Genomic DNA, 18176 nt, shown 5'->3' on the forward strand with positions numbered 1-18176 from the left:
GTAATGGCCCAGGCTGAGCTACGACGTCTTCATCGGTGCACCTACCAGTAAGACTCAGGGCTATGGCACCGCGAAGGGCACGCTTGGGTCCAACCTGAACGCGATTTTCTGATAAAGGAAGGATCCAATGAAAACAACGAACGTAAGAATTTCCGTGAACACCGCTGCCCTGAGATGGGGAGCACTCAGCATTGCCCTTCTCCTGTCCGCATGTGTCACCCAACCGCCACTTGCTGCGACCCAGCCAGACGAAGCCGCCGCCTCGGCGCCCGCGCTGAGTAGCTACGCTGCGGCCGACGGCCTCGTGCCAGTGGGCACGACGAAGGTGCGTTTGCGCGGCAAGTCTTATCCCGACGGTTTCGAGCAGTTGCGCATCGTGCGTCGCGATCACACGGGCCGGACGGTTGCGGCGCAGGTGGCGCTCAACGTCGGTCTTGCGGTGGTCACGGGGCGCGTGGGCGGTTTTGCTGCACAAGGCTTCTCCAAGGATGACCTGAGCGGCGATCCGGTCGCGGAACTGGCGGGGCAGCCATGGGCAAGCAATCCCGGCATGAAGGAGCTACCGGAGGCGCTGGAGGAAATCGCCACTCGTGTCTATGCGGACCGAGCGTGGAAGGAATTGCAGCGAGGCCGCAACGAAAGTGGATGGACGCGTGAAGACATGGCTGCTGCCGCGCAACTGCCCGCCGAGGCCGACGCGCCCATCAATCCTGGCGTATGGCGATTGGTTTACGAAAACCTGTCGGGCCAGGACGAGTTGTATCGTCTGCAGTTCAGTGCGGGCCTGGCCCTGGCAAGCCCGCGTTTCGGTCTTCCACCCATGCCGGCCAACTGCTCCTACCAGTCAGAGCCGGTGGCTTGGACCGCATGGCAGGCAGACGGCTGGCAGCGCCTGCGCGAAGAACGGGCCAAGGCTTTGGCACAGTGCGTAGAGACGTTGGGTCAGACCAAAGGGCGTTTGTGGTGACGTTGTTTCATCGCAGCGAGGAGTGTTCAGCAACGGGCGTGCAGTACCGGGTCCTGAGGCCGGACGACGTGTCCGCGTGGCCCATCGCAGTGCGGTGGTGGAGAGCATGCTGCCACCGTACGCGCGGATGCCGGCGTACAGCTTCTCCGCGTGCAGGGCGCCGCGACCCGGTGCATAGGCGAACACTGCACCGGAGGGCCAATGCCGTTCATCTGCGCCCACATGTAGCTTTTGGTCTGTGCCTTGCACCCCCCGGCTCCTTGAGCACCTGAACCGTGGTCTCGTCGCCTGAGATCAGGTCCGAGTCCAGGAGATAGTCGTGCAGTTGATGATCGGCTGCACGGACCGGCCGTGGCACACCACGCCCCGATTGGGCGCTCACTGAAGTACGGAGCCGTCAGCATTGCCATGCCCGGCGAAACTCCGCTTTGTGAACTGGACTCAAGCCAATGACCGGTTTGCGGTGGGCGCGCTCGCGAGGGTCTTTGGCTATGAGGTACCAAACAGTTGCAGGGCGGCAATAGCGATGGCCAAAGCGATCAGCGACATGGGCGTTGCAATGAGGGTCACGTATTTGCTCAGTCCCTTGGTCTGATACTGGGTCCAGAGACGACGCGCCTCCATGCGCTCAAGATAGGCAAGCCGCTTGCAGTGGGCTGCGAATGGACAAAAAAGCACGGTCGCCGTGACAACTAAACCGAGCCATTTCCACTTGGGCAAGCCGTCCACTCGCATGACGGCGTCAGCCATGTGAAGAATCCACAGCGAGAGCAGCAGGCCGCTGAACAGATAGTAGATGGTGGCCGTGCCGATTGCACCGTTCAATGCACCGCGAGGGCTTCTTTTTGCAGCGGCGATGCGTGCCCTTTGAGCAGGCTCGCGCAGCAACCGGATGCGCAATGCGATCAGTTGCTTGAGCAGCCAGCTGATCTGCTGACTGCGTAGAACATCGATCAGCCTAGTCAAAGCTTTCAATGGATTACTCAAGGCAGTCATAAGGCCGTAGGCAGCCAGTGCGCTCACTCCGACTTTGTTCAAAGTGTCCCAGTCATTCAGATAGTTCAGCGCGTCCATTACCTGTCCTTTCACAATATTGGGACTCCACGCTAGGGAGGTCTCACAACGGATGCAATGCACGCATCTGCGGAAGCGGTGCGAGTGTGATTTTTTGCACGTTGCAAAGAATCGAGGCTAAAGAAAACCCGCCAGAGCGCAGGACGCCTTGGCGGGCTGAACAGTAGTCCCGGGGAGGGTGAGGGGGAAAGTCACTTAAGGCTACCTGTGGAAATGGTGGCAGGCAAGCCACGTCCGATGACTGTCGGTACGGCTTAAATACTCATCGATTGATCGGGTGATGTGAAATTTGTGGCACGCGTCGTGTGAATCTGTACGCGTTAAACCTTTTTGACATTTGCTGCGCGAAGGTCCTCGGAAAATCCGGATCCACTGATGCCAGTGTCAGTGGCCCAGCATGTTGCTCCTGCGTCGCGCATGGCGGTCACGTTGCGCGATCCCAGGGGAAAAAAGAAACATGAACAAGTCGCTTTATAGAGTCGTCTTCAACCGTGCGCGCGGTATCCGCATGGTGGTGCAAGAAACGGCGGCAAGCGACGGCAAGGGCACCAACAAGGCAACGAGTGGCCCTGCACCGGCGGCGCCAGCGAGGGTGGCGGCTGCCGTGGTTTTGTTCGGCGCGTTGGTGGCATTGCCTGGACAAGCCCAGATCGTAGGTGCGCCGAATGTTCCCGGCAGCCTGCGTCCCACCGTGTTGATGGCACCCAATGGCGTGCCTCTTATCAATATCCAAAGCCCGTCCGCAGCGGGCGTCTCGCGCAACGTCTACAACCAGCTCAACGTCGGATCGAACGGCGCGATCTTCAACAACAGCCGCACGAATGCGCAGACGCAGCTCGGCGGCATCGTTCAGGGCAATCCGTTCCTCGCCAGAGGCCCGGCGCGCATCATCCTGAACGAAGTCAACGGCGGGAACTTGAGCCAGTTGCGCGGCTACATGGAGGTTGCGGGCCAGCGCGCAGAAATCATCATTGCGAATCCGGCCGGAATCAACGTGGACGGCGCGGGCTTCATCAATGCGAATCGCGCCACGCTGACCACAGGCACCCCGCAGCTCAATGCGCTGGGCGGCCTCGACAGCTTTCTCGTGCGTGGCGGCACCATCACCATCAAGGGTGCGGGCCTCGATGCCAGCAAGACCGACTACGCAGCCATCCTTGCGCGAGCCGTGCAAGCCAATGCGGGCATCTGGGCCAGTGAACTGAAGGTGGTGACCGGCGCCAACCAAGTCTCGGCCGACCACAGCCAGATCGCGTCGACAGCGGGGGCGGGTGCTGCACCGACATTCGCCCTGGACGTCGCAGCGCTTGGCGGTATGTACGCCGGCAAGATCGTGCTCGTCGGCACCGAAGCGGGTCTTGGCGTGCGCAATGCCGGCACCATCCAGGCCGCGCCCGGCACGCCTGCACTTGCGGGCGCAGGGCAATTGGTGGTGACCAGTGCGGGCCGGCTCGAGAACATCGGAACGATTCAGGCGACGGCCGATGCAAGCATCGCGGCGTCGAGCCTTGCCAACAGCGGCCGTATCAGCAGCGGCGGCAACCTGAAGGTTGCAACGCAGGACACGCTGGCCAATTCATTCAACGGCACGGGCGGCACGCTCGAAGGGGCGCGCGTCGAGCTCGCCAGTGCGGCGGGCAGCATCGACAACCGCAGCGGCGGTACGATCCGCCAGACCAGCAACGCGGCGCTGGAGATTTCAGCACCGGTCTTGAGCAACACCAGCGGCGGCGTGATCGGCCTGGAGCCGATCCCGGAGACGCCGTCGCAGCCCGCCGGCGGCGCGAATCCCGGTACTGGAAGTGGCACGGCCACTCCAGGCACGCCTGCTACGGGAGGCGGCACTGGCTCGGGAAGCAGCACCATCACGCCTGCACCGTATGTGCCGCCATCGCCAGGCACGATCACTGCAGCGAACGCGATTCTCAACGACGGTGGCCGCATCTACGCAGGCGGGCCGATCACGCTGCAGAGCGCGAACATCAACAACAACGGCGGGACGATGAGTCTCGCCAGCATGACGGTCAACCAGCCCACCTTCGACAACCACGGTGGCACGCTGAACATCAGCAACGGCTTCAGCGCGAATGTCGATCGCTTCGACAACAGCGGTGGCAAGCTCAATGCGGGCAGCCTGAACATCGCCACGAGCGGCGATCTGATCAACGTCGACGGCACGCTGACCAGCGCCAGCGACACCACGCTCACCGTCAGCGGCAAGGCGGACAACACACGCGGAACGATCTCCGCGACAGGTGTCTTGAATGCGAACGTGGCGGGCGCGACGAACAACACAGGAGGCACCCTTGCTTCCAATCAAGGCCTGAGGCTCGACACCGGCTCGCTGGACAACACGAAGGGCAGCATTCAGTCAGCACAGGCTGGCGTGCAAATCGCGGTGAGCAACCAGCTGGTCAATGGCAATGGTGGCACCGTCAATGCGGCCACGGACCTGAATGTTCAGGCGGGTTCGCTCGGCAACGGCGGTAGCTTGCGCGGCGGAAACGACGTCAGCGTAGCGGTCGGTGACGCACTGACCAACGACGGCAGCATCACCGCGGGGCGCCACACGACGATCACGGCCGGCAATCTGCAAAGCAGCACCACCGGCGTGCTCGGTGCGGGCGTGCAGAACGATGGCACGCTGGGCGCGGCAGGCGATCTGCGCGTCACGACCTCCGGTGCGCTGGTTGCCAACGGCAACAACGTCGCAGCCGGAAATGCCACGCTGCAAGGCGCGAGCGTCGATGTCTCGGGCAGCCAGACCAGCGCGGCCCATGTCGCCGTCACCGTGACCCAGGGCAACGTCACCACGAGCAAGGCCACGATCGTCACACCGGGCACCTTGAGCGTGACGGCCCATGCGCAGCCCGGCCAGACGCTGGTCAACGAAGGCGGCAAGCTCAACGCCAACCGGCTGGACCTGAAGGTCTCGAACATCGCGAACACCCAGGGCGGCGAGATCGTGCAGACCGGCACAGGCGCCACCCGCATCACGACCTCGGGCGTCATCGACAACAGCAGTGGCACGCTGGCGAGCAACGGCAGCCTGGCCTTCACCGCTGCGAGCCTGAACAACAAGGGCGGTACCTTGCGTGCCGCGCAGACATCGGACCTGACGCTCACGGTGGATGGCTTGGTGGACAACCGTCGGGGCGAGATGAGCGCTGGCGGCAATGCGACGCTCCAGGCGGGCAGCCTCGACAACGATGCTGGACGTGTCACAGCTGCGGGCGATGCATCGAGCACCACGAGCAGCACCACCAGCAACAAGGGCGGCACCATCGCCGCGAACGGCAACACGACCCTGAACGCCGGGAGCCTGGACAACGCAGGCGGTACCGTCTCCGCGTTGAACACCCTGACGGCAAATGTCCAGGGGGCGGTGGACAACACCACAGGCACGCTGATCGCCAACCAGACGCTCGTGCTCGATGCCGGCTCGCTGGTCAACGACAAGGGCGCGGTTCAGTCGACACAGGCTGCCGCCCGCTTGAACGCAGGCGGGGCCTTGAACAACGGTTCGGGCGTTGTAGGAGCTGCAACCGATCTGGGCATCAAGGCAGGCACTCTGGCCAATGCCGGCAGCCTGCGTGGTGGCAACGACGCCAGCGTCGCCGTGGGGGGCCAACTGGCCAACGACGGCAACATCACTGCCGGGCGGAACACCACCATCAAAGCCGGCAGTGTCCAGAGCGGCAGCACGGGTGTGCTGGGCGCAGGCATCCAGAGCGATGGCAAGCTTGGTACTACAGGTGATCTGAGCGTGTCTGGGGACGGCGCTCTCGTTGCGCACGGCACGAACGTCGCGGCTGGCAATGCCACGCTGCAAGGCGCGAGCGTCGACCTCTCCGGCAGCCAGACCAGCGCCGCGAACATCGCCATCGCCGCCAAGCAAGGCGACCTGACCACCAGCAAGGCCACAGTCGTCACGCCAGGCACCTTGAGCGTCACCGCCAACGGCAACGCGGCGCAAACCCTCGTCAACGACGCCGGCAAGCTCAGCGCGAAGCAACTCGACCTGAAGCTCTCGAACCTCGCCAACACCAATGGCGGCGAGATCGTGCAGACCGGTACAGGAGCGACCACCATCGCGATGAGCGGCACGCTCAACAATGACGGTGCACGCATCGCCAGCAACGGCCAGAGCTTGGTACTTCAAGCGAATGCGATCAAGAACACGGCCGGCAAGATCGAGCATGCCGGCACCGGCACGCTGAATATCGCGGGCGGCAACTACGGCGGCGCCAACGGACAGGTCACGACCAATGGCGCGTTGGTCGCTGCGATGAAGGGCACCTTCAATCAGGATGGTGGCAAGGCAGCGACCACCGCGAAGCAGATCACCATCGACGCGGGCTCCTTGAGCAACCGTGGGGGGCAGATCGTGCAGACCGGCGCGGGTGCGACTGCGATCACCGCCCGCGATACGCTGAACAATGACACCGGCCGCATCGCCAGCAACGGCCAGGACCTGACCCTTCGGGCCGCTTCGATCACCAGCAACGCCGGCAAGATCGAGCATGCTGGCACCGGCACGTTGACCATCGCCGGTGGCAGCTACAACGGCGCAGCGCGCGATGGCACAGCCGGCAGGATCACGAGCAATGGCTCGCTGGTTGCCGCATTGTCGAGTGCCTTCAATCAGGACGGCGGCGAGACCAGTGCGAAGCAGATCACCATCGACGCGGGCTCCCTGAGCAACCGCGGTGGCCAGATCGTGCAGACCGGCGGCAATGCCACGCGCATCACCGTGGCTGGTGTGCTGGACAACAGCAACCAGGGCACCATCGCGAGCAACGGCAACACGACCATTGCAGCTGGCAGCCTGATCAACCAGGGCGGTGCCATCCGCGCAGCCGAAGCCTCCAGCCTCGGCCTGACCGTGGGGGGGCTGCTCGACAACAGCAACAAGGGCGTCATCGGTGCGGGAGGCAACACCACTGTCGCTGCTGGCAGTCTGAACAACAACGGCGGCAGGGTCACCGCCGTCGGCAGGCTGGACGCCACCGTCGGCGGTGTCGCGACGAACCTTGGAGGCACCCTTGCCGCCAACGGCAACACCACGCTGGTGGCCGGCACGCTGGACAACAGCGGCGGCACAACCGCTGCGGTCAAGGGTGACCTGAGCGTCACGACCTCCGGCATCACGACCAACAACAAGGGCACGCTGCAGGGCGGGGCCAAGGCCACTTTGGTCAGTGGCGGATTGATCAATACAGGCGGCACGGTCTTCGGCGAAAGCCTGAGCGTGGACACCGGCGGCAAGGCACTGGACAACAGCAAGAAGGGCACGCTGGCGGCGACCACCACTGTCGACGTGAGATCGGGTGCCTTGAACAACGACACCGGCCTGATCCAGTCCGGTGGCGCAATGACCATCAACACCGATGGCAAGAAGCTCACCAACACCAACGCGGCGGGCTACACCAACAAGCAAGGCGGCATCGCCAGTGCCAACACGCTCACGCTGAAGAACGTGGGTGAGGTGGACAACGCGGCCGGCTTCATCGGCTCGAAGAACGCGCTGGATGCGAAGACCCAGGCCTTCTCCAACACGGGAGGGGGTACGGTGCTCGGCCAGGCCACTGTCGCCGTCAACACGAACGGCGCGGGCTATGACAACAGCGGTGGCCAGACGATGGCGGTGGGCGACCTCACCGTCGATGCCGGCAGCGTCACCAATGCCGGAGGTCTGATTCGCTCGATGGCCACGACCACGCTCAGGGCCGACACGGTCGACAACGCCAACACCCGAGGCGCTGAACAGGGCATCGAAGGCAAGAACGTCAACATTGCCGCACGGTCCATCGGCAACCACACGGGTACGATCCGTGCCGACGAGAACGTGGCCTTGACCAGCAAAGAGAGGATCGACAACACCTCCGGCCTGGTGTCCGCTGGCGCCACGCTTACCGTCAAAGACCCCGGCACATCCAAGTCACTGTCGGTGGTCAACACCGGCGGCACCCTGATCGCCGGCAAGAAAGTTGTGCTCGATGCCGGCTCGGTGACCTGGGACGGCAAGCTCCTCTCGCTGGGTGACATGGACCTCGCAGTGACGAAGGACATCGCCTTCGCGGCGGGCAGCGAGACCGTTGCCAACAACAACCTGAGTATCTCGACGACCGGCGACATCACCAACAACGGCAAGCTGGCCGCCGGCAAAGACCTCACGCTCACGGCGAAGGACATCAACAACACTGCCACCGGCGACATCCAGGGCAAGACCACCACGCTGAATGCCAGCGGCACGCTGACGAACCGGGGCGTGATCGACGGCAGCGTCACGCGCATCAACGCAGGGGTGCTGAACAACTACGGCACCGGCCGAATCTATGGCGACCGGGTCTCGATTGGCGCCGGCACGCTCAACAACGATGTCGATCCGGCATCCGGCGCGGCATCGGCCGGCACCATTGCTGCGCGCAGCCGTCTGGACATTGGCGCCGGCACGGTCAACAACCGCAACGGCGCGCTGATCTTCAGCGATGGCGACCTCCTCATCGGCGGCAAGCTGGTGGACGGCAAGGCCGTCGATTCGGCCGGCACGCTGAACAACCATGCTGCGACCGTCGAGGCCACGCAAAACGTCAATATCAAGACCTCGGTCCTGAACAACACCAACGGCGGGGTGACCTGGACGACCCAGACCCAATCCGATGGCACGCAGCACACGGAATTCGCGCTGCCGGGCAGCACGACGCGCTATGAAAAGAGCCAACTGGTCTTTGTGACCATCAACGGCACAGCTTCCTCGCCGGTCATGGCCCAGATCAATGGCGTGCTGTGGCCGAGTTTTGATAGCCATTCCGGACCGGTCACCGGCCAGTTCTCCGGCATCCTCGTTCCCTCCGCAAGCTATCCACTGTCCCGTTACAAGGCTTACTACGCGAACCCGCCGCGCAACAGCAGCACCCTCGCTGGCAGCCGTCCCGTGGGCACCGATGGCTCCGAGAGTTTCACAGAGCCCGGTGCCTGGTATTCGCGCACCGACCCGATCTGGGCCAGGTTCGGTGTGGCATCGCCGGCCACGGACACCCCGGACGACGCGCAGCGAGAGGCCTATCTCGAAGCCCACAAACGCCTGGACACCGCGACGGCTGCGTTCATCGCGGATGTTTACGCCAACTACGCCCGCTCCTACTACTACTGGGTGTACACCGAGTCGACCACCACGCCGGTGCTGCAGACCTCCGCGCCTGGCCGAATCATCGCCGGTGGCAAGATGGACATTGCCGTGGGCAGCGGCACCAACGAGATGAGCCAGATCCTCGCCGGCGGTGCGCTCAACGTCACCGGCGGAAAAATCGAAAACAGGAACGTCGAGGTTTCCGGTTCGCAGACCCGCAATGGCTGGCAGTTGTTCCAGGCTGGCGGGGGTGGTGGCGAGCAAGCGTCGCTCTACAACACCAGCGTCCCCATCACCGTGACTCTGGCCGCAGCTCGGCAAGAGGGCAACGTGGCGGTGGTCGGCAGCGGCACGGCCACGGGCAACCTGAGCCCCGGATACACCGACCAGGGCGTGGCCCGCGCGAGCGGCGTGAGCGGCAGCACCCCCGCGAGTGTGGGCGGTAGCACCAGCACAGCGGTGAATGCGCCTGACACAGCCTTGGGCAGTGGCGCGGGCGCCGCAAGCGGAGCACAAGCCAATGCCGCGATCGGAGGCGCTGCGGTTGGAGGCACAAGCGGCGTGGGTGGCTCAGGAGCGAACGCGGTGACAACTGGTACGGGAAGCCCTGTGGTCAGTCCGATCGTGCAGGTCAGGCTGGCGGCGAGCTCCGGCACCGAACAAATCGCGCGCACCACTTTGCCGGGGCTGAGTCTGCCCACGGCGAGCCTGTTCCGCTCACATCCGGAGGCTTCGAGCCGCTACCTGATCGAGACCGATCCACGCTTTGCCAGCTACCGCAACTGGCTCAGCAGCGACTACCTGTTGAACAACCTGGGGCAGGACCCCAACAACACCCTTAAGCGCCTGGGCGACGGCTTCTATGAACAGCGTCTGGTCCGCGAGCAGGTGGCTCAGTTGACCGGCTATCGCTATCTGGGCGGCTACGACAGCGACGACAAGCAGTACGCCGCCTTGATGGATGCTGGCGTGACCTTCGCCAAACAATACGGCTTGCGCCCGGGCATTGCCCTCTCGGATGCCCAGATGGCGCAGCTCACCAGCGACATCGTCTGGCTGGTGGCGCAGACCGTCACGCTGTCCGATGGCAGTACCCAGCGCGTGCTGGTGCCGCAGGTCTATGTGCGCGTGAAGAACGGCGACATCGACGGCTCGGGTGCGCTGCTGGCCGGCAAGGAGGTCAACATCAAGCTCGATGGTGACCTCGTCAACAGCGGCACAGTGGCTGGGCGCGAGACCGTGAAGATCAGCGCGCAGAACATCCAGAACCTGAACGGCCGCATCTCCGGCGGCAGCCTCGACCTGAACGCGCGAGCCGACCTGAACAACATCGGCGGCACGATCGATGCGGCGAGTCAGCTCAAGATCGATGCCGGTCGCGACATCAACGTGCGGACCACGACCAGCAGCAGCGGGTTGGCGTTGGACGTCTCGCCTGGTGCCGTGAGCCTGCGCGGCGCGACCATCGTGGACCGCGTGGCGGGCCTCTATGTGAGCGACCCGAAGGGCGTGCTGGTGGCCTCGGCAGGCCGCGACGTCAATCTGATCGGTGCCATCGTCTCCAATAGCGGCAAGGAAGGCACGACCGAGATTGGCGCAGGGCGCGACCTCAACCTCAAGACCGTCACGACTGCAAGGCAAGACGCCTCCTGGCGCGACACGCGTAACTTCCGCGCCGAGGTGAGCACCCAGGAGGTCGGCACCCGCATCGAGACCAGCGGCGATATCAGCCTGCACGCCAAGCGCGACGTGAATGTGCGCGCGGGCACCATCAACAGCGCGGACGGTGCGCTGGAGGTCGCCGCCAAGCGCAACATCAACATCGTCGAGGGCAATTCCGGTTCTGCCCTCAACGAGATGCGCTACGAAAGCGACAGCAGCTTCCTGGGCAGCGACACCAGCCTGCAGCGAGGCACCTCGAGCGGAACGCAGGTCATCGGCAGCAGCCTGGGCGGCAAGACCGTGACGCTGGACGCAGGCAACGACATCCGCATTCGCGGCTCCAGCGTCGTGAGCGACAAGGGCACCGAACTCTGGGCCGACAACAACATCACGATCGAGGCCGCGAAGCAAAACAAGGCCAGCGACTTCACGCGCGAGGAATCCCGCAGCGGGATGTTCGATGCGAGTTCAGGCTGGACCTGGGGCCAGCAGCAATCGAGCAGCAGCGGCAGCCGCGAGCAGAGCACCGCGGTGGGCAGCACCGTGGGAGCCATCGGCGGCAACGTCATCATCACCGCCGGCAACCAGTACCGGCAGGTGGGCAGCGACGTGATCGCGCCGGGCGGCGATGTCGACATCCAGGCGCGCAATGTGCGGATCGTCGAGGCCCGCGAGACCAGCCGCAGCGACAGCAAGCAGAGCTTCTCGCAGAGCGGGATCACGCTGGGAATGAAGGCCCCTTTGATCGACATGCTGCGCAACTTGGAAGACACCACGCAGGCCATGCGCGACACCAGCAGCGATCGCGTCAAGGCGCTGGGTGCCGCGAGCACGGCGCTCAGTGGCTATTCGGGCTACCAAGACATCGCGCAGCAGGCTGCGACACAAAACAAGAACGGTACCGGGGCCGTCAGCATGGGCGCCACGCTGACCATCGGCAGCAGCTCGAGCGAGTCCACGCATACGCAAAGCAGCGACACCTCGGCGGGCTCGCGCGTGCAGGCCGGCGGCAACGTCACCATAACGGCCACGGGCGGTGGGCGCGACTCCAACATCCTCGTGCGCGGTAGCCAGATCGACGCGGGCAAGAACGGCAATCTCGCGGCCGACAACAGCGTCGCGCTGGAAGCGGCGGCCAACACGCAGAAGCAAAGCTCCACCAGCCGCAGCAGCAATTCAAGCGTCGGCGTGGGCATGTCCTTTGGTGAGACCAACGGCTTCTCGCTCGAAGTGGCCGCCGGCAGCCAAAGGGGGCGTGACAGCGGCACTGATGGCGCGTGGGCAAACACCACGGTCAATGCCGGGCAAGAGGTCAACATCGCCAGCGGCGGGGACACCTCCCTTCGGGGCGCCACGGTGGGCGGAAAGCGCATCAATGCCGACGTGGGCGGCAATCTGCGCATCGAAACCCTGCAGGACACCAGCACCTACAACAGCCAGAACAGCGGAGCCGGCTTCAGCGGCAGCTTCTGCATCTACATGTGCTCTGGCGGAGGCGTGAGCGTCAGTGCGCACAACATGCGCGGTGATGGCGACTTCGCGAGCGCCACGAAACAAAGCGGTTTCTTTGCGGGCGACTCAGGCTTCGGCGTGAAGGTGGCGGGCAATACGAGCCTTGTGGGCGGTGCCATCGCCAGCACGGATGCGGCGGTGGATGGCGGCAAGAACAGCTTTGCTACTGGCAGCCTGACGATGACCGATCTGGTCAATCACGACATCTTCCAGGGTAGCGGGTACAGCGTGAGCGTCAGTACTTCCGGATCGCCGGGCGTGGGCATTGGCGACAACGATGTCAATCAGAGCAGCGTGACCCAGAGCGGCATCTCGGGCATTGCGGGCAACACGAATGTGCGTACGGGAGTGGATTCGACCAACGCGCTGCGGCAGACAAACGCGCAGCGGGCGATGGCCGAAGTGCAAGCAGAGGTCTACCTGACCTCGACGTTTGGTCCGCAGGCTACCCGCTTCGTTGCGCAGTATGCGCAGGACCAACTGAACAAAGCCAACGCGCTGTTGGCCTTGGCGCAAAACGAGCCCGATCCGCAAAAACGCAGAGCCCTGGAAGATCAGGCCACACAGATCATCAGTGCATGGGCAGAAGGCGGGACATCGCGTGGATTCCTGCATCTGATTGTGGGTGGCTTGACAGGTGGCGCTGGCGGCGCTGCAGGGGCTGCGGCGAGTGCGTTGGTGACGCCGCAGATCAGCGCGCTGTTGGAGGACAGCGGGACTCCTCCGGCGTTGCGGGTGGCCTTATTGACGCTGACTGGCACATTGATCGGCGGGGTGGGTGGTGCCGCAGGTGCGGCCGCCGGTTTCAATGAGGTCACAAACAACGGGCTTGGAACGGTCATCAAGCGGGTCGGCATCGCTGCGGTGGCGTTCTGCCTGAAGGACAGCAAATGCTTGGAGCTGACGGGGGCCACGGGCGTAGAGATTCTGAGGCAAGCCGAACTACGCCGACAGAGCGACGCGAACCTCAGTGAAGAAAACGCGCTGCTGCTCGCACTGACGGACTACGGTGCATCGACCATCACGGGGCGGCCCGCATCGCCGCTTCCGCCGCCTGACCCGATGGTTAATGTGCCGATCCGCCCGGATCAGGCTGGCGGTACCAGCACGTCAGGTGACGTGCTTCCAGGACACAGCACGCCGGGGTACGACGGAACGAATCCCACTGGAGGAAACACGTCGACGACGACGACAAATTACGGGCCAATGGGATGGATTTTGATGACGAGCCAGGGAACTGGCTCTCCATCAACGCCGCAAAGCATCGGAGACATCGACGGCACAACGGTGTTTACGCAACCTTCGCAAGGCCAGCGCAACTCGGGGCAAAACGCTGGGGTGCGTTTGGGTGAATGGGGTGAAGGGGAATATCTAGCTGGCGGACTGCTTAATCAGTTATCGCCAGGAGGGAGACCGATACAGAACAGCAGCGGTAACGGTGCCGACTACATCGGGGGCAACATCGATCATTCCAAAAAGGAAATCCCGGGGTTCGAGGTCAAGACGACTGATACTGGGAACAGGCAACCGGTGGGGGATTTACCGGTTCGGATGGAGGACTGGATCAAAGAGGCTGCAGCGAACAGTACGATTTCTGGGAAGCCGATCAGTCCCTCGGATCAAGCCTACGCGTTCTATTTGAACAGTTTGCTTCTGCAGGGTTATACGATCAAACCATACGTGGTTGAGGTCGCTGTTCCCGCGCAAGGTCAGACTGGTCGCCCGACAATCCAGGTTACGCCCTGGCCAGTACCCAGGGGGACCTCACGTCCACGAATCGCGCCGCCTTGAATCAGTCGGCTTGCCTCACTCGTAGTGAATAAGAGAATGCTGAGAAAAAAGTCATGAATCTTGCACCTTCAGAAATTGAGCCATTCAAGTCGTGGCCCGGAATCAAGCGTTATCTGGCCAATGAGGCTGAGTGGCAGAAACTGCATCGGAACAATCAGCGGAAAATTCTTGAGCGCTATGTAGCTTCTGGGAACGTCCTTTTTGTTTCACCTGAGACAGGCAAGGAAGAAACCGTCGAGCGGCCGTTCAAGTTCTACCTAGGCTCGCCGCTGTCGATGACTGCCAAATCGGGCGTCATCACTGGTACGTCGCTTGCAGCGACGGGACGCGATCCGCAAGATTTGCTGGCAAGTGCGGTGCTCTACCAGGAACTGGCGAGTCTTCGAGGTTTTCTAGTGGAGTCGGAGTTTCCAGCCAAATTTGGCCGCAAACTAGGGATGTTTAGTATTTCGGATGCGGGATGGCTAGGAGTCGCCGCATCCGTTGGCGCAGTGGAAGTCGTGTCACGTTGGGCCCCTCTACTGGTCGCAGCCACTCGCGAAGGGTACTTGCATGCTGCAAATTTCCGCGGCATGCAGCACTGGTTGCTTCGCCTATGGTGCAGAGCACACGACCTAGACTATCCAGATACCAGTTATCCGCGCTATGACATTGCCGAGAGAGTTCTGGAAATGTGGAATACGCAGGATACGGATGCGCTTGGAGCTTGGCTGGTGCAACTTTGCAATCTGCATACTCGCCTGAGCATTTCCAAGCAGTTCAACGATTTCGCCAATTCGTTCAGCCACTTCCCTGTTGAAGTACTACTGCTGCTTCGACTGCGCGAGCAAGCAGGAATTGTGAACCCCGAAGTTGATCATCCAATCATGAAATTTCCTTGGTCGCGCTTGTGGCCGGTTAAACCCGCGGAACCAGACGAATTGCTTTTCGGCATTTATCGGCGGCTCGAGGCTGACGAGGGCATCACGGTATCGGGCCTCTATCAGCAACTTCTCTTGGTATGACAGCGCGCGCATTCTGCAAATTGAACGGTGAATATTGAAATGAAATATCAGACAGTCTTTGCAGCTACCTTGGCGTGTATTGCACTCTCCGCCTGCCGGACTGCCCCCTTGTACTAACCCACCCGCCGCGCACTGATAGCCGCAGAAGAAGATGAAGAACGCACCACGGTCGGCCACCCCGTATCGGGTACCGCCATCGCTCAATTGCGCACCGGCATGACCTATGCCGACGCCCTCAAGATCATGGGCAAGCCGGACGCTGAGACAGTGAACAACACCGGCAAGGCATGGATACCGACGTACAACGGAACGGATCGTTGGCGCCATTACCTTGCCTACAAAGGTCAGGGCGTGCTGGTCTTCGCCGGCGCGGCAGGTGGAGAGATTGTCGAGATATCCCGCACCAAGGCCTACCCACCCGACGTGCTGATTCAAATCGTGCACAACCCCAAGGACACCGGAAAGTTCTGAGGGCGTCGTTCAAGCAAGGTCTGCCGGGCTGGGGTCGCGCAACTTCAGCTTGCGGCGATGCAAAAGGAACCAATCAGGGAGAGAAATTGAGAACGAATTCGCGCGCTATATTGGCCGGCATGGTGTTGGGTGTCCCTCTGGTGGCGTTGGCCCAGCAGACGCCAACAACTCCGGCATCGTTCGTCGAGCAGCAACGCCAGAAGGAGCGCGAACGCGCTTTGCGCGAACAGAACGAACGCACCGTCGATCAGCGTCCTCAGGCTGCCCCGCCAGCGCCCGCACAGCGCATCCCAGAATCCGAGTCACCGTGCTTTCGCATCGACCGCGTGCGGTTGGTCGGGGAGCAGTCCGACGCCTTCCAATGGGCCGTTGCCGATCTCTCGGGCCCCGAGGGCAACGACTCGCCGGTGGGGCGTTGTCTGGGCACCGCCGGTGTCAACGTGGTGCTTGCGCGTGCCCAGCAAGCGGTCATTGCCAGGGGATGGGTCACCAGTCGCGTGCTGGCCGCACCGCAGGATCTGTCTACCGGCACCCTGACCCTGTCGCTCGTGCCCGGCCGTATCGCAGCCATTCGGACAACGTCCGATTCTTCGTCCACGCTACTCGGCAGCTCCGTCTTGCTGGCCACGGCCATTCCCGCACGCCCCGGCGATCTGCTGAATCTGCGCGATATCGAGCAAGGCCTCGAGAACCTGAAACGCGCACCCACCGCCGAAGCAGACATTCAAATCGAGCCATCGACGGCGCCGAATGCCAGGCCCGGCGACAGCGATCTTGTCGTCAAGTACGTGCAATCCAAGAAATGGCGGATCAATCTGAGCCTGGACGACAGCGGCACCAAGGCCACTGGCCGCAACCAGGCTGGCGTTACCGCATCGTTTGACAACCCCTTCGGCCTGAACGACCTGTTCTACGTCAGCGCCAACCACAGCATCAACAGCCACTTCCTTTCGGAGCCGAGCTACGGCACCGAAGGACAGGTCGCGCACTACTCCTTGCCCTTCGGCTACTGGATGCTCGGCTTCACGGCAACGAACAGCCAGTACCACCAGAGCGTTGCTGGCCTGAACGGCGACATCGTCTACGCTGGCAAGACCAACAATGCCGAGGTCAAGCTCTCACGCCTGGTCTACCGCGACCAGAGCAGCAAGACGACGGTGGCGATCAAGGGCTTCCGCCGCGAGTCGCGCAGCTTCATCGAAGACCAGGAGATTGAGGTACAGCACCGCGTGGTCGGCGGTTGGGAGCTGAGTCTGAGCCACAAGGAATACATCGGCGAAGCCACGCTCGAAGGCACGCTGGCCTACAAGCGCGGCACCGGCGGCTTCGGCTCGCGCATCGCGCCGGAAGAAGAGTTCGGCGAGGGCACTTCGCGCCTGAGGCTCTATACGGCCGACATCAGCCTCAACGCGCCGTTCAAGCTCGGCGAGCAGAAGCTGCGCTACTCGGGCCTCATCCGCGCGCAGTGGAACCGCACGCCGCTGACGCCGCAAGACCGCTTCGCCATTGGCGGACGCTACACGGTGCGCGGCTTCGACGGCGAGACGAACCTCATGGGCGAGCGCGGTTGGCTGCTGCGCAACGACATCGGATGGGCCATGGGGCAGAGCGGGGCGGAACTCTACGTCGGCGCTGACTATGGTCACGTCGGCGGTCGCTCCACAGCCGACACGCTTGGCCGCAACCTGGCGGGCGCTGTTGTCGGCGTGCGCGGCCAATGGACCAAGCTGAGCTACGACTTCTTCGTCGGAGCGCCCATCAGCAAGCCCGAGGGGTACCGCACGGCGAAGGTCACACTGGGATTCAACCTGAATGCCAATTTCTAAGCTGCATTCCGCCGAAGAAGACCTGGACTCCTACGTTTTTGAGAGTAAATGAGCCGTGACTGAACACAATGACTCAAGGGTCGAGCAGACCTCCATCGCGATGAGTCCCGGCGTATCAATGCGCGTGTACTTCATGCCGCGCCGGGATACCTCATTGAGGTCCTTCTTGTATGGATTGTTGTTCTTGTGGGTCTACCTCACAGCCGCCACGATTCTCTATTTGTATACCCGTCTCCATATGCATGGCATGTGGTTTCTCGTCGCCTCATTGGGCCAATTGGTGTTGCATTTCTATATGACAACAGAGATTCTGAAAAGCAGCGACGAAGTTGAACGCCTGATCGGGTACGGACTGGTACGGGAGGAGGGCGTGATGCGGTTCTGCGGATACGCACCTCGGCGGCGTCGCTTGCGAACGCTTGGGCTACCCATTCGATCTGTTGAAGAAGTGAGCTCGAGAGTTCTGGTTCATTTATCTGATGGCAGCCAGATTCAACTCCCCAAACTGAGTCTGGAGGGGCAACGCTTGTTCCAGAGCGTCTTTGAAGCAATGTGCGGGGGAGCAAATGCCAAAACGCTGAGAGAGCAGTACACGAGCCTCGCGCCTGGGCTTATCTTTACTTTGGAGTACAAGGATGCACCGCAGTTGCCGAAGTGGCAATACTGGGCGTCAGTGAGCTTGGGAGTTCCCTGTATCTATGCGGGATCGAAACTGTTTGAACTGCTGTTCCAGTGAT

General features: G+C 62.6%; 7 protein-coding genes and 1 pseudogene. 6 read left to right on the forward strand and 2 right to left on the reverse strand.

The genetic code is table 11. The features are described 5' to 3' along the window. Positions 1-127: 127 nt before the first annotated feature. Positions 128-967, forward strand: coding sequence for a hypothetical protein (locus J2W23_RS18955; protein ID WP_307649835.1), 840 nt, complete (start codon positions 128-130; stop codon positions 965-967). Between the two features lie 123 nt (positions 968-1090). On the opposite strand, the pseudogene J2W23_RS31450 reads toward J2W23_RS18955, so the two are convergent. Together J2W23_RS31450 and J2W23_RS18965 are read right to left on the reverse strand one after the other, a co-directional pair. Beyond that, positions 1091-1292, reverse strand: a pseudogene (locus tag J2W23_RS31450) (IS66 family transposase); the annotation flags it as partial. Positions 1293-1456: 164 nt separating this feature from the next. Then, a complete protein-coding gene (locus J2W23_RS18965) occupies positions 1457-2041 on the reverse strand; it encodes a hypothetical protein (RefSeq protein ID WP_307649836.1) in 585 nt (194 codons plus the stop codon). A 457-nt stretch (positions 2042-2498) separates the two neighbouring features. Between J2W23_RS18965 and J2W23_RS18970 the strand changes: the two genes are divergently transcribed. From J2W23_RS18970 to J2W23_RS18990, 5 genes are all read left to right on the forward strand, one after another. Beyond that, positions 2499-14138 carry a hemagglutinin repeat-containing protein gene (locus J2W23_RS18970; RefSeq protein ID WP_307649837.1) on the forward strand — a complete coding sequence of 3880 codons (11640 nt, stop codon included), beginning with the start codon at positions 2499-2501 and terminating at the stop codon, positions 14136-14138. A gap of 53 nt (positions 14139-14191) precedes the next feature. After that, entirely contained in the window at positions 14192-15142 is a 951-nt protein-coding gene (locus J2W23_RS18975; RefSeq protein ID WP_307649838.1) for a hypothetical protein, read from the forward strand. 216 nt (positions 15143-15358) lie between these two features. Further along, positions 15359-15613, forward strand: coding sequence for a hypothetical protein (locus J2W23_RS18980; protein WP_307649839.1), 255 nt, complete (start codon positions 15359-15361; stop codon positions 15611-15613). A 119-nt stretch (positions 15614-15732) separates the two neighbouring features. Then, positions 15733-17439: a ShlB/FhaC/HecB family hemolysin secretion/activation protein gene (locus J2W23_RS18985; protein WP_307650070.1), complete on the forward strand. Its 1707-nt coding sequence runs from the start codon at positions 15733-15735 to the stop codon at positions 17437-17439. Between the two features lie 55 nt (positions 17440-17494). Next, a complete protein-coding gene (locus J2W23_RS18990) occupies positions 17495-18175 on the forward strand; it encodes a hypothetical protein (RefSeq protein WP_307649840.1) in 681 nt (226 codons plus the stop codon). Position 18176 lies beyond the last annotated feature (1 nt).

The organism is Variovorax boronicumulans, from assembly GCF_030812215.1.
Classification (GTDB): Bacteria; Pseudomonadota; Gammaproteobacteria; order Burkholderiales; family Burkholderiaceae_C; genus Variovorax; species Variovorax boronicumulans_C.